General features: G+C 35.8%; 7 protein-coding genes. 6 read left to right on the forward strand and 1 reads right to left on the reverse strand.

Features of this window, described 5'->3' with window-relative positions; genetic code table 11:
- The first annotated feature begins 66 nt into the window (after positions 1 to 66).
- The 3 genes from AXY_RS03570 (at position 67) to AXY_RS03580 (ending at position 5,299) form a co-directional block, all read left to right on the forward strand.
- Positions 67 to 1,455: a murein hydrolase activator EnvC family protein gene (locus AXY_RS03570; RefSeq protein ID WP_015009410.1), complete on the forward strand. Its 1,389-nt coding sequence runs from the start codon at positions 67 to 69 to the stop codon at positions 1,453 to 1,455.
- A gap of 256 nt (positions 1,456 to 1,711) precedes the next feature.
- A complete protein-coding gene (locus AXY_RS03575; RefSeq protein WP_015009411.1) occupies positions 1,712 to 3,190 on the forward strand; it encodes a S41 family peptidase in 1,479 nt (492 codons plus the stop codon).
- Positions 3,191 to 4,120: 930 nt separating this feature from the next.
- Entirely contained in the window at positions 4,121 to 5,299 is a 1,179-nt protein-coding gene (locus AXY_RS03580) for a PDZ domain-containing protein (RefSeq protein ID WP_015009412.1), read from the forward strand.
- 174 nt (positions 5,300 to 5,473) lie between these two features.
- Here the strand turns inward: AXY_RS03580 and AXY_RS03585 are convergent, their stop codons facing one another.
- Positions 5,474 to 8,662 (reverse strand): DEAD/DEAH box helicase, encoded by a 3,189-nt coding sequence (locus AXY_RS03585; RefSeq protein WP_015009413.1) that lies wholly within the window; start codon positions 8,660 to 8,662, stop codon positions 5,474 to 5,476.
- A gap of 149 nt (positions 8,663 to 8,811) precedes the next feature.
- On the opposite strand from AXY_RS03585, the gene AXY_RS03590 reads away from it, so the two are divergent.
- The 3 genes from AXY_RS03590 (at position 8,812) to uvrA (ending at position 15,472) form a co-directional block, all read left to right on the forward strand.
- Positions 8,812 to 10,398, forward strand: coding sequence for a peptide chain release factor 3 (locus tag AXY_RS03590; RefSeq protein WP_015009414.1), 1,587 nt, complete (start codon positions 8,812 to 8,814; stop codon positions 10,396 to 10,398).
- A gap of 218 nt (positions 10,399 to 10,616) precedes the next feature.
- Positions 10,617 to 12,599 carry an excinuclease ABC subunit UvrB gene (gene uvrB, locus AXY_RS03595; RefSeq protein ID WP_015009415.1) on the forward strand — a complete coding sequence of 661 codons (1,983 nt, stop codon included), beginning with the start codon at positions 10,617 to 10,619 and terminating at the stop codon, positions 12,597 to 12,599.
- Positions 12,596 to 15,472, forward strand: a complete 2,877-nt coding sequence (gene uvrA / locus AXY_RS03600; RefSeq protein ID WP_041450096.1) for an excinuclease ABC subunit UvrA — start codon at positions 12,596 to 12,598, stop codon at positions 15,470 to 15,472. Before uvrB ends, uvrA begins: the two co-directional genes overlap by 4 nt.
- The last annotated feature ends 13 nt before the right edge of the window (positions 15,473 to 15,485 follow it).

Below are 15,485 nucleotides of genomic sequence, written 5' to 3' on the forward strand. Positions count from 1 at the left end.
AGAGACTTATCTTGAATACATAAGGAAGAACTAAAAAAATCTAAGCTGAAAAGGAGAAATCTATAGATGAAACGTATAATAACCTACATACTAATAGTCATCTTGGCAATTGGTATCGTTAGTCCTGGAATGAGTCCTGTTTCAGCAAAGAGTATTGCTGAGTTAGAGAAAGAATTGCAGGAGTTGAGAGAAGAACGATCTACAATCAGCTCTGAAGAAAAAGATGCAGAAGAAAAAATTAAACAAAATGAACAACTACAAGCTCAAGTTAAAGCAAAAATTAGTGAAATAGACGGTGAGCTAGAAGTAACTCAAGCAAATATTAACGCAAAACAACAAGAAATTGATACAACCAATCAAGAAATCGCAAATCTAAAAGCATCAATCTCTGAAACTGAAACAAAAATTACAGAGACTGAGGCAGAATTAGAAGAATTAGAAATACAAATTACCGATCTAATTGAACGAATTGAAGAGCGAGATACTTTAATCAAAAATCGACTCCGTTCAATGCAACATAACGGTGGAAATATTAACTATTTACAAGTTTTATTTGGCGCTCAAAGCTTTACAGATTTTATTAACCGTGCGACTGCAGTTTCTAAAATACTAGATTCAGATAAAACGATCATGGCTGCTCAAGAACGCGATAAAGCTGATCTTGAAGAAATGCATGAAACTGTTGAAGCAAAAAAAGAACAATTAGTTGCTGATAAGGCCAAACTTGATGAAGAAAAGGCTGAAGTAGAGAGCAAACGTGCGACTCTAGTAGCTCAGCAACAAGAACTATCTAACTTAAAAGCACAATTAAATCAGCAACGAGATACACAAGTTGCTACTGCACATGAGTTAGAAGAAGAATTTTTTGAATTAGAAGAATTAAAGATGTCTATTGAAGATCAACGACAAATTATCGCAGATCAAGAGCGAGTATTAAAACAACTACTCGATAACAAAAAAGAAGAAGAAAGATTAGCTCAATTAGCTCAAGAAAAAGAAACAGATAGTGGAAATGGAAGTAATCCGCCGGCAAGTAGCGGTGGGAAATTGTTAATCCCAGTCGGTGGACCTTATCGAATTAGTTCAAAGTATGGCAAGAGAATTGACCCGTTTACTCGCTATGAAAGTATGCATAATGGGCTTGACTTTGCAAGATCTTCAACTAATGCAGCGTCACCGCCAATTATCTCAGCCGAAGATGGAGTTGTAGTAAGTGCTGGAGTAAGAGGTGGCTATGGTAACACAGTCGTGATCCATCATCCAGATCTGAATCTAACAACGTTATACGCGCACTTGGCTTCAATAAGTGTGAGCTCAGGTCAATCTGTGAGTCGTGGTGAGCAGGTCGGAATAATGGGAACGACAGGTCGTTCAACTGGTATCCACTTACACTTTGAAGTATTTGAAGGAACATACGGCCAAAACCGTGTTGACCCGATGAAATATCTACCATAATGTTTACTGTAAGAGCTTAAAGCTTATAAAAAGCATCGCACAATGAGTTGCGATGCTTTTTCTAAAGGATAGCAATAAAACTTTTTACTTGTTCAAATTTCTTTTACTGATTGAAATATTAGTTTGTGTTACACTATATAAACAAGACTTTTTTAATAAAGTGAGATCAGAAATAAACGATAAGTAAAACTTGATCACAGTTAGTTTTTAACGTTAAGCGTACTGAGTAAGGTTTTGCTAATTTGAGGTGAATAATGTGCATGTGAAGAAAAGTGTATTTGCTCTATTGTTAGGTTTAGCGATTATTATTGGCGGTGCGGGAACGTACTTTGCAACTGAATTAGTTGATATTTTAGGGCAAGATGAAAAGCAAAGTGATCAATCAGGTCAATTGATGACAGAAGAAGAATACGAAGAAATGTTAAACGAGCTAACGGACGCAATAAGTTTACCAAAGGTTGTCCAGGCATATACAATTATTCAATCTAATTTTATAAATCCTGTATCGAATGAGGAACTTGTCGAAGGGGCAGTTCGCGGTATGCTTGCGACATTAAACGATCCTTACAGTGAGTATATGGATGAAGAAACGATGGCGCAATTTAGTGAGCAGCTCGAATCATCTTTTGAAGGTATTGGTGCAGAAGTTAGTATGATCGATGATAAAGTAACGATTGTTGCTCCAATCAAAGATTCACCAGCTGAAAAAGCAGGCTTAAGACCAAATGATCAAGTCATTACAGTTGATGGTGAAAGTATTGAAGGTTTAGATCTATACGAAGCTGTTGCTAAAATTAGAGGAGAAAAAGGTTCAGAAGTCATCCTTGAAATTCAAAGACCAGGTGTTCCTGATTTAATAGTATTCAAGTTAATTCGTGACACGATTCCTTTAGAAACGGTCTATTCAGAATTAATTGAGCAAGACGGACATAAGGCTGGTGTAATTCAAATTACATCATTTGCAGAGCAAACAGCCGTCCGCTTTGAGGAAGAACTAAAAGCATTAGAAGCCCAAGGAATTGATGGTTTAGTGATTGATGTTCGTGGTAATCCAGGTGGATTATTAGAAGTAACAGAGGAAATCTTAAAACTATTTGTTCCAAGTGATCAACCGTATATGCAAATAGCTGATAATGATGACAATCGAACGCGATTCTTCTCAGATTTAGACAAACCAAAAGATTATCCAGTTAGTGTGTTAATTGACGAAGGAAGTGCGTCTGCATCAGAAATTCTAGCAATTTCATTAAAAGAAACAATCGATGCAAAAATTGTTGGACGTAATAGTTTTGGAAAAGGAACAGTCCAGCAAACGATTCCTATGGGAGATGGCAGTACACTTAAGTTAACCGTATTAAAATGGTTATCACCTGAAGGCGTGTCAATTCATGAAGTTGGTGTTCAACCGACTGTTGAAGTTGATCAACCAGATTATTACTATACACCACCAATTCAAATTGATGAAACATTAGCTTTTGATGATACAAATATTAATATTAGCTATGCTCAAGTTATGTTAGATGCACTTGGATATGATGTTGATCGTGAAGATGGCTACTTTAGTGAACAGACAGAAGCAGCAATTCGTCAATATCAAGCTGACCAAAACTTAACGGTAAATGGTAAACTTGATCAAGAAACAGCAAGCAAAATCGTTGCTGATATTATCGAACGTGTTAGAAATGATCAAGACGATTTACAGAAGCATAAAGCAATAGAAGAATTATTTAAATAGAGGCTGGGACAAAAAACTTGCCAAGTGAAATAAAAAAAATGGCTCTGAACAAAAATAAATTGTTCAAAGCCATTTTTGTTTGTCTATTTATATTTTCATCTTTTATGAAGTTCGTTCAAGTATGCGGAAATGCACACAAGTTTTCGAAAATGCACACAAGTTCGCTGAAATACACACAAGTTTATGAAAATACACACAAGTTTGCTGAAATACACACAAGTTTATGAAAATGCACACAAGTTCGCGGAAATACACACAAGTTTTCGAAAATGCACACAAGTTCGCTGAAATACACACAAGTTCGCTGAAATACACACAAGTTTTCGAAAATACACACAAGTTCGCTGAAATACACACAAGTTTTCGAAAATACACACAAGTTCGCTGAAATACACACAAGTTCGCTGAAATACACACAAGTTTTCGAAAATGCACACAAGTTCGCTGAAATACACACAAGTTTATGAAAATGCACACAAGTTTGCTGAAATACACACAAGTTTTCGAAAATACACACAAGTTCGCTGAAATACACACAAGTTTTCGAAAATACACACAAGTTCGCTGAAATACACACAAGTTTTCGAAAATACACACAAGTTTCCGGAAATGCACACAAGTTCGCCGAAATACACTCAACTTTTCTAGAATACACTCAACTTCAACTTTTAAAACAGAAAAATATAACGGCTTCTTCATGTCAGAGGTGGGTTTTGTCCTGTTCTCTTTTAATTGGCATTAATTTTTATTAAATCAAATCATCAACTTTTGCGATCACAAATTATCGACTGATAAAATGGAAAAGTCAAACGCAAAACTGCTTACATATGGTATAGTTAAAATAATAGAAATTTTTGCAGAAAAATGCTAATGATGTCACTTCAAATTATTAATGATTTTATTAGAGTGTTTAGTTGGGGGTTGTAAGAGATGGAAAATTGGTTGCTTGAAATGGCTAAAGCATTTGTACGGCTGTTGTTAAATCCATTATTATATTGGTTTATTTTACTTACCTTATTTGCATCCCTATATCGAATTAAATGTGAGCGGAAATACTTCGGAAGAAAAATTTATCCATTGTTTGATGAATGGTATGGTCAACGGTTTAGAGGACTATTATTTGGACTGATTATTTCTATTTGTTTAGCTATTTTAGGAGTTGGCATTCATCCGTTAATGCTTGCAGGCGTTACTTGTTTCACAATTTTATTCACACTTAGCCGACGCTTTACTTGGCTTTCAAGTGCATACACTTTTGGCTTTACCGCCATTGTTTTATTATTTTTGCCTTATTATCAGTCTTACTTACCTACAGTATTACAACATGACTTAACACAAATGGATTGGGTTGTATTTACGACATTAATGGGTCTCTTTCTCATTATTGAATCACTTATGATAAGCTCTGTTCGAAGTGATCAAACTTTCCCAGAGTTATTTACTAGCCCTAGAGGAAAGGTTGTTGGGTTACACAGGTTGAAGAAGCTCTCATTCATTCCATTACTATTGATTTGGCCAATCGGCTCATTAACAATTACATCTAACTGGTGGCCGGTATTTGAGTGGAATGAGATGCCATTTGGATTAATCATTTTTCCGATAATTATCGGCTTTGACTTTACAGTTGGATCAGGATTACCTACAAAAGCTGCAAAACGATATAGTGAGTACCCTTTATTATTAGGCTTATTAGTTGTAGCAATTTCGTTAATGAGCTATTATGTTCATGTTTTATCGTTAGTAAGTGTGATTGTTGCAGTTGTAGGTCATGAGTTTATTAGTTATCGCTTTAAAATTAAAGATCAACAACAACCATATTTATTTACGCCACTACCAGAGGGGTTAAGAGTTTTAGCAATATTACCAAGTACACCAGCAGTTGAACTAGGATTGATCCCAGGTGATACAATTAAAAGAGTCAATGGACAAGACGTTTCAACGCCTAGAGAGTTTTATCAAGCACTGCATATTAATCGAGCTTTTTGTCGGTTAGAAGTTATTGATGATCGTGGTGAAGTGCGATTTGCTCAGCGTGCCTTTTATCAAGGTGAACATCATGAGCTAGGTGTCATCTTTATCGAAAGTCACGAAGATAGAATGGCAACATAAAGCTTAATTCGGCAAAATCTGCATAATTATTACCCAGGAAATAATAGATTACTGTCAATTGGTGCTGAATTAAGTAAGCTATAGAATAACAGTGCTATGTAAATTAAACATTTATATAAAAATTATTATAAGAAAACAGGAGTCCAAGCATGAATAGGACTCCTGTTTTACATTTTATTGTTCAAAGGTTAATAGTTCTCTTAATTCTTTTTCATTTAGTGAAGAGAGTAGTGTTTCGCCTGGTTGGATAATTTCATCAACCAATTTTCGTTTACGTTCTTGAAGTTGGAAAATCTTTTCTTCAATTGTCCCTTGAGTAATGAGACGAATCACTTCTACCTTCTTAGTTTGACCGATTCGGTGTGCTCGGCCTGCTGCTTGTGCTTCAACTGCTGGATTCCACCATAGGTCGAACAGAATCACAGTATCTGCTCCTGTTAAGTTTAGTCCAGTCCCACCAGCTTTTAATGAAATAATGAAAATCTCACGTTCACCATTATTAAATGCCTCAGCCATTTCGACACGATCTTTAAGTGGTGTTTGTCCATCTAAATAAAATGATTGATAGCGTTGTTTATTAAGTTCTTTTTCAATGATTTTCAACATACTTGAAAACTGTGAAAAAATAAGGACGCGGCGATTTTCGGCACGTAGCTGTTCAATCATCGTCATAAGTAATTCTAACTTGCCAGATTCCCCTTGGTAATTTTCTAAAAACAGGCTTGGATGACAACAGATTTGTCTTAACCTAGTAAGCCCAGCAAGGATTTCAATTTTTTCTTGATTAAATTGATTAGCGTCGACAACAGCATCTAGTTGTTGTTCAATTCTTTCAAGGTAGGCAAGATATACTTGTTTTTGTTCTTTTGTTAATTCGCTATATTGCTCAAATTCAATTTTCTCAGGTAAATCTGGTAATACATCTGTTTTCAGACGACGTAAAATAAATGGTTTAGTAATTTTCCTAATATAATCATTTGGATATTGAATAAATTCTTTTTTAGGACCGAGGAAGCCAGGTGAAATCGTTTGGAAGATTGACCATAACTCCTCTAGTCGATTTTCAATAGGTGTTCCACTTAATGCAAACCGCTGTTTTGCTTGAATTTGTCGTGTTGCTTTTGCTGTTTGGGTTAAATGATTTTTTATCGCTTGAGCTTCATCGAGAATCATCACATCAAAATACATATGCTTGTACAGCTTTACATCTTGACGCAACAATGGATATGAAGTGATCCATACATCAGGTTCATGATTGTCTTTAATAATCGTCATTCGTTCATCTTTAGTACCAGAAACAACTTTTACAGATAACGTTGGTGCAAACTTTTCAAATTCCTTTTTCCAGTTGTAAATAAGTGAAGCAGGTGCGATGACGATTGATGGTCCAATCTTTTCAGTTGTTTTCTCACTTAGAATAAAACTAATTGCTTGAATGGTTTTACCAAGCCCCATCTCGTCAGCTAAGATGCCACCAAGTTGATAACGTGCTAAAGCTTTAAACCATTTAAAACCTGTCACTTGATAATCTCTTAATTGGGCATTTAGCGTTTCTGGAACTTGGTCATCAAACTGATCTGGCTGTTTTAATGTCTGTAACAGTTGCTTAAATGTTTCTGAATAGTCTACTTGCGAATCATCGAGTGCATGTTCTAGCTGTAAGCCTTTTGCTGGTGATAATTCAATACTTGTGCTTGCTAAATCTTTCTTTTTGAAATAAAGTTCATCAGCTAATGATTGAAATGCTTGGAAAGAAGCATCTGTTAATTTGATTAAAGCACCATTTTGCAATCGGTGATAGGATTTCTTTTCAACTAATGCTTGAAGTACATTTTGAACATCTTGTTTTGTAATACCGTCGATATTAAACTGAACATCAAGCATACCTGTGAGTGCATTCACCTCTACACGGGTATCTAGGAAATAATCACGTTCTGCTCTCAGTGTTTCAACTTGATCTGTCATAAACACACTTGTTTGCTCTAGTAATTCAGGTAAGTCATCGTAAATAAACTGATACATTTTTTCCTCGCTAAACAGCCAATATGATTGATTTAATAAACGAAAACCACTATTTTTCAATCGAGTCAATAAAGCCTGTTCAGCTTGAAAATCCCTGACTAATACTTGCTCTTGTGCTTGAGTTGTTTGATTAGGGAAGATTTTTTCCTCTCCGTATTGAAAGACAACAGAGACGTTTAGCGCATCTTTCTTCAAATCAAGGTAGAGCTTAGTTTCAAGTGGTACCTGTTTGATTTGCGTTTCGGCCTCCTCACTATATTGAACCTCACCGATTGATTCTAACTGAGGTAAGACATAGCCGATAAAATGTGTCATTTTCGCTTTGCTAATTTGATAACTATACTTTTTCTGATAAGGTAAGATCGTATAAATTTGCTCAATAATTTTCTTTTGCTCTGTCGATAGAAAATAAAATTCATGATCTTTATTTAAAAATTGATAATAGCTTGAAAACTGATAACTAAACAATGATTGAAAATTAACGATAAAACTACCATCTTCATTCAGAGTAATAGGAAACTTAATTTTCGGTAAGTTTTGTTCGATGTTTAGTTGATCAATGATTGAATCATCATCTCGAATGATTTCAAATGAGCGTGAGATTAAGTTTTCAAAGAAATCCAAGATTAAGAATGGTGGTAAATTTACAGAACGCTTATCCACTGTTGGAAAATCAGGTGAATAGAGCTCCTCGTGAGTAATGGCTTCACCAATCATATCGAGCAGTGCTAAATCTATCGCATCAAAATAATGATCCTTCGGTTTATAAGAAAATGTTTCAGTAATCTTGTGTACTTCATTAAATTTAATTGCCTTAATAAAGGCAGGTAGTTCTTTTACGATATACAGTTGATTCTCGCCAACCTTTAATTGAAGTTCATAATAAGTATCCTTTAACACACGATGACGCTTTTCCTCTAGTTGATAATGAAGCTTTAATTGCGTTTCTTTTGTAATCAACCCGGTTTGTTCTGTTTCAAACATATCAATCATCCGTAGTGGGAAAGGATCCGTCACTTCGGTCGTGTTTTGCTCAGGAAAGAATGTTGTTGACGAATTATGCTTCGTAATTGCCAATAATACAGCTGCAATATGCTTACATGTATAATGGGTTTGATAAGCAGAACAATCACACTTGGCTTCTAAATCATCATCTTCAAAGAAAAAGATACTCACTTGATATAGATTGCCACCTTTCACAGTAGCTTGCCAAGAGTTAATCATTTGATTATATGTTAATTTAGTTACACGGCCTTTTTTATATAAATCGACACCACGCCTGAAAAAACGTTGGCCAGTAATTTTTAGGATATCTTGCGTGTCTAAATAAAATTGTGCCATAATCTGCTCCTTAAGAAATTCTATCCCTTTATTATAGCAAAACTAAGATATGAAAGCTTGATGAATTAGAACTAATTAGAAATTGACATTAATAATCATCATGTGCTATTTTCAATTACGACAAATTAAAAGGGTTAGAGGGTTAATAAATGAAACTAACAGAAGAAATTAATAAACGAAAAACATTTGCGATTATTTCACACCCCGATGCGGGTAAAACGACGATGACAGAGAAGTTATTGCTATTTGGCCAGCAAATTCGTTCTGCAGGAACTGTAAAAGGTAAGAAATCAGGGAAGTTTGCGACATCGGATTGGATGGAAATTGAGAAACAGCGAGGTATTTCAGTTACATCGAGTGTGATGAATTTTGCTTATCAAGGGTATCACGTCAATATTCTTGATACACCAGGGCATGAGGATTTCAGTGAGGACACGTATCGAACGTTAACAGCAGTTGATAGTGTTATTATGATTATTGATGCGACAAAAGGGATTGAACCACAAACGATTAAATTGTTTAAAGTTTGTAAGATGCGCGGTATTCCTATTTTTACATTTATCAACAAACTTGACCGTGAGGGTCGGGATCCATTTGAATTGTTAGAGCAAATTGAAGATGTGTTAGAAATTGAGACATATCCAATGAATTGGCCAGCAGGTATGGGCAAACGATTCTTAGGGATTTTTGATCGTTATCATAAACAATTTGTTCGCTTTAAAGGTAATGAGGAAGAGGAGTATATTCCATATGCTGATTTAGATAAGGACAGCTACCTTGATTTGACTGAACAGCCTATGTATCAAGAAACTTTAGAAGAGTTGGCATTACTTGACGAAGCAGGTGATCCGTTTTCACTTGATCGTGTAATGATCGGGGAACAGACACCGGTATTTTTCGGAAGTGCGCTAGCTCCATTTGGTGTTGAAGTATTTTTTAATACATTTGTTAAAATGGCACCAAGCCCTAAACCAAGAAAAACCGCTGATAAAATTATTCAACCAGATTACGATGCTTTCTCAGGCTATATATTTAAAATTCAAGCAAATATGAACCCAGCTCACCGAGACCGTATTGCATTTTTAAGAGTTTGTTCAGGTCGGTTTGAACGAGGGATGTCGGTTAAATTATCGCGAACAGACAAGACGATTAAGTTAAATCAAACGCAGCAGTTCTTAGCAGCTTCACGTGAAACCGTTGATGTTGCATATCCAGGTGATATTATCGGTATTTATGATCCAGGATATTATCGAATCGGTGATACGTTAACTGATAGTAAAGAACCGATTCAATATGATGAATTACCACAATTCCCACCGGATTTATTTAAACGAGTGACAGCTAAAAACGTAATGAAATCAAAGCAATTTAAAAAAGGTCTTGATCAGCTTGTCCAAGAGGGAGCGATTCAGCTATTTACTGGTCACCCGTACGAAACATTAATTATTGGTGCTGTTGGGGAGCTACAATATCAAGTGTTTGAACATCGAATGAAACACGAGTATAATGTAGAAGTGCAATTAGAGTCAATTGGAGAGCGGATTCCAAGATGGCTTGATCAGAAAGAAGTTGACGTTAAATTATTTGACGAGCGAAATATGCTCGTTAAAGATCGAGAAGGTCAGTTCTTAGTATTATTTAAAAATGAATTTGCTTTGAATTGGTTTAAAGATAAACATAAAGAGATTGACTTAATTGATTTATTTGAAGTTAATCAATACAATCAATCGTATTAAGAAGGATTTGTCGTTTTAGACATTGAATTTCTGATTAAACTAAAAACTTGAGGACACATCCTCAAGTTTTTTCTAAATGTAAGCAAATTCGATTGATAATTATATTTTAATAAATAAACTCAAGGGATAGCGAATATTTGTTCGCATTTATGAGTGTTTTCTTGTATAATAAAAAAGGTATAAACAATGATAATAAAGATAGAATGGAGGCGTGAAGGATGGGACAACAATTTGATTTGATCTCTAGTTATAAACCTCAAGGTGATCAACCACGAGCAATTAAAGAACTTGTGCAAGGTATTAGGGATAATAAGCGCGCGCAGACACTACTTGGTGCAACAGGAACAGGGAAAACATTCACTGTATCAAATGTTATAAATGAAATTAATAAACCAACTTTAGTCATCGCACACAATAAAACGTTAGCGGGACAATTGTATAGTGAATTTAAAGAATTTTTTCCGAATAATGCAGTCGAATATTTTGTCAGTTATTATGATTACTACCAACCAGAAGCCTATGTTCCGTCAACAGATACCTTTATAGAGAAAGATGCAAGTATTAATGATGAAATTGATAAATTACGTCACTCAGCAACGTCAGCTCTATTCGAGCGTCAGGATGTATTAATCGTTGCGAGTGTGTCTTGTATATATGGATTAGGTTCACCAGAAGAATATAAGAATCAAGTGCTATCTTTACGAGTTAATATGGAAAAGGAACGTGACCAATTATTGCGTGACCTCGTAGATATTCAATATGCACGTAACGATATTGATTTTCAACGTGGTACATTTAGAGTACGTGGTGATTCGATTGAAATTATTCCTGCTTCAAGAGAAGAACATTGTGTTCGAATTGAGTTTTTCGGTGACGAGATTGATCGGATTCGAGAAGTTGATGCATTAACAGGTGAAATTATTGGTGATCGTGAGCACGTTGCGATTTTCCCGGCATCACACTTCGTAACTGGAGAAGATAAATTAAAAAAAGCGATGGAAAATATTGAAATTGAATTAGAAGAACAGTTAAAGTATTTCCGCGATAATAATAAATTGTTAGAAGCTCAGCGCCTCGAACAACGTACACGCTATGATCTAGAGATGATGGCAGAAATGGGCTTTTGTTCAGGAATTGAAAACTATTCTCGTCACTTAACACTACGAGAACCAGGCTCGACTCCATATACACTGCTTGATTTCTTCCCTGATGACTTTTTAATCGTCGTCGATGAATCTCATGTTACATTGCCACAAATTCGTGGTATGTATAATGGGGACCAGGCTAGGAAACAAGTGCTTGTTGATCACGGTTTTCGTTTGCCATCAGCATTAGATAACCGCCCATTAACATTTGAGGAATTTGAGAAGAAAGCGCATCAACTTCTATTCGTTTCGGCAACACCGGGACCTTATGAACTAGAGCATACACCAAAAATGGTTGAACAAATTATTCGTCCAACTGGTTTATTAGATCCAAAAGTTGAAGTACGCCCAATTGATGGTCAAATTGATGATCTTATTAAAGAAATTAATCAACGTGTTGCAAAAAATGAACGGACACTTGTGACAACATTAACGAAAAAGATGTCAGAGGATCTGACTGACTATCTCAAGGAAATCGGAATGAAAGTCGCCTATTTACACTCTGAAATAAAGACACTAGAACGAATTGAGATTATTCGTGACTTAAGGGTCGGTAAATATGATGTTTTAGTTGGAATTAACTTACTCCGAGAAGGGTTAGATATACCAGAGGTTTCACTCGTTGTCATTCTTGATGCCGATAAGGAAGGATTCTTACGTTCTGAACGATCGTTAATTCAAACGATGGGACGAGCGGCACGAAATGCATCTGGTCAAGTAATTATGTATGCCGATCGGATCACAGATTCGATGAAAAAAGCAATCGATGAAACGGAGAGACGTCGGAAAATACAACATGCATATAATGTTGAGCATAATATTACACCGAAAACAATCATTAAAGAGGTTCGCGATGTCATCCGAGCTACAAAGGTTGCCGAAGAAGCATTAGATTCTCCAAAGGAAAAGTTAAATTTATCAGATCTTTCAAAACAAGAGTTGCATAAAGTGATTGAAAAAATGGAACAAGAAATGAAACAAGCAGCGCGTGAATTAAACTTCGAAAAAGCCGCTGAATTAAGAGACCTTGTTCTTGAATTGAAAGCGGAAGGATGAGAGTAGTGACAAAGAAAACGATCTCTATTAGGGGAGCACGCACACACAACTTAAAAAATATTGATTTAGACATACCAAAAGATCAGCTTGTTGTCTTAACAGGTCTATCAGGTTCTGGAAAATCATCACTTGCTTTTGATACGATTTATGCTGAGGGGCAAAGACGTTATGTTGAATCACTATCATCGTACGCTCGTCAGTTTTTAGGACAGATGGACAAACCTGACGTTGACTCAATTACAGGACTGTCACCGTCAATTTCAATTGATCAAAAAACAACAAGCAATAACCCGCGGTCTACTGTTGCAACAGTAACAGAAATATATGATTATTTACGTTTATTATTTGCACGTGTAGGTCGACCAACTTGTCCTAAACACGGGATTGAAATTACATCACAAACGATTGAGCAAATGGTTGATCGGATCTTAGAATATCCAGAGCGAACGAGATTACAAGTGTTAGCACCAGTTGTATCGGGACGTAGAGGTGAACACGTTAAATTAATTGATGAGTTAAAAAAAGAAGGTTACATCAGATTACGCGTCGATGGTGAACTTGTTGAAATTGAAGAAGAAATTAAATTAGAGAAAAATAAAAAACATGATATCGATGTAGTGATTGACCGAATCGTCATTAAAGAAGGTGTAGCAACACGATTATCTGATTCGCTAGAGGCAGCATTAAAATTAGGAAATGGCCAAGCAATTGTAGATCTAATTGGACAAGAAGAGTTAAGATTTAATGAACATCATGCTTGTCCGATGTGTGGTTTTTCCATATCTGAATTAGAGCCACGTTTATTTTCATTTAACGCACCTTATGGAGCTTGTGAAAAATGTGATGGTCTAGGTCATAAACTTGAAGTGGATGTAGATTTAGTCATTCCAGATAAGAGTTTATCATTAAATGAAGGTGCGATATTAGCTTGGCAGCCGACAAGCTCTCAGTATTATCCGCAGTTACTAGCAAGTGTTTGTAAACATTATGGAATTGATATGGATACACCTGTTAAAGACTTACCTAAAGCACAATTTGATAAAATTTTACATGGTAGCGGCGATGAGACGATTTTCTTTAGCTATGAAAATGACTATGGTATGACAAGAAAAACAGATATCCAATTTGAAGGTGTATTAAATAACATTGCTCGAAGATATCGTGACACTTCATCAGACTATATCCGGACTCAAATGGAGAAATATATGGTTGAGAAAGCTTGTAATGCTTGTGATGGTCACCGATTAAATGAACAAGCACGTTCAGTTTTAATTAATGGTGAACATATTGGCCAATTTACAAGACGTTCAGTCAAAGAAGGACTTATGTTTTTAAGACAAGCTGAGTTAACAGAAAAAGAAATGGAAATTGCCCGTTTAATTTTAAATGAAATTGAAGACAGACTTGAATTCTTAGAAAACGTAGGGTTAGATTATTTAACACTAGATCGAATGGCTGGAACACTATCTGGAGGAGAGGCGCAACGGATTCGTCTAGCGACTCAAATCGGATCAGCATTAACTGGTGTTCTTTATGTTCTTGATGAACCTTCAATTGGTTTACACCAACGAGATAATTATCGTTTGATTAACACAATGAAGCAAATGCGCGATCTCGGTAATACGTTAATAGTCGTTGAGCATGATGAAGACACGATGCTAGAGGCTGATTATATTATTGATATTGGACCGAATGCTGGTGAAAACGGTGGCCAAGTCGTCGCAACAGGTACTCCACAACAGATTATTAAGGAAGCAAAATCGCTTACTGGACAGTATTTATCTGGTGAGAAATTCATCCATTTACCGTTAGAGCGTCGTAAGCCAGATGAAAGATACATTGAAGTGATCGGAGCTGCTGAAAATAACCTTAAAGGAATAGATGTAAAAATTCCGATAGGCCTCTTTACTGCTGTTACTGGTGTATCTGGTTCAGGAAAAAGTAGTTTAGTTAATGAAGTTATGCTAAATAAATTAGCAACAACCCTAAATAAAGCCCGAAGAAGAGCGGGTAAACATAAGGAAATCAAAGGCTATGAACATTTAGAAAAAGTCATCGATATTGATCAATCACCAATCGGTCGAACACCAAGATCAAACCCGGCCACGTATACAGGTGTATTTGATGATATTCGAGATATTTTCACTCAAACAAATGAAGCTAAGGTTCGTGGATATAAGAAAGGTCGTTTTAGCTTTAATGTTAAAGGTGGCCGTTGTGAAGCATGTCGTGGTGATGGTATAATTAGAATAGAAATGCACTTTTTACCTGATGTCTATGTACCATGTGAAGTTTGTGAAGGTAAACGTTATAATCGAGAAACTTTAGAAGTAAAATATAAAGGGAAAAACATTTCTGATATTTTAAATATGCGAATCGAAGAAGCATTAGAATTTTTCAAAAATATCCCTAAGATTACTCGGAAATTGCAAACGATTGATGATGTTGGTTTAGGTTATATTCGATTAGGTCAGCCTGCAACTACTTTATCAGGTGGTGAGGCCCAACGCGTTAAATTAGCGAGTGAATTACACAGACGATCAAATGGAAAAACACTCTATATTTTAGATGAACCAACAACTGGGCTACACTCAGCAGATATTGAACGTCTGTTAGAAGTACTCCAAAGATTAGTTGAAAGTGGCAACACAGTTGTCGTAATTGAGCATAATTTAGACGTGATTAAAGCTGCAGATTATATCGTTGATCTTGGCCCTGAAGGTGGCGATCAAGGTGGAACGATTGTTGCAACGGGAACACCTGAAGAAGTTGCAGAAGTAGAAAAATCATACACAGGGCATTACTTGAAACCAATTTTAGAACGCGATCGGAAACGGATGGCTGATCTTGTTGAACAAGCTGAAATAAAATAAACGGGAGAGTGTT

The organism is Amphibacillus xylanus NBRC 15112 (assembly GCF_000307165.1).
GTDB classification, from domain to species: Bacteria; Bacillota; Bacilli; order Bacillales; family Amphibacillaceae; genus Amphibacillus; species Amphibacillus xylanus.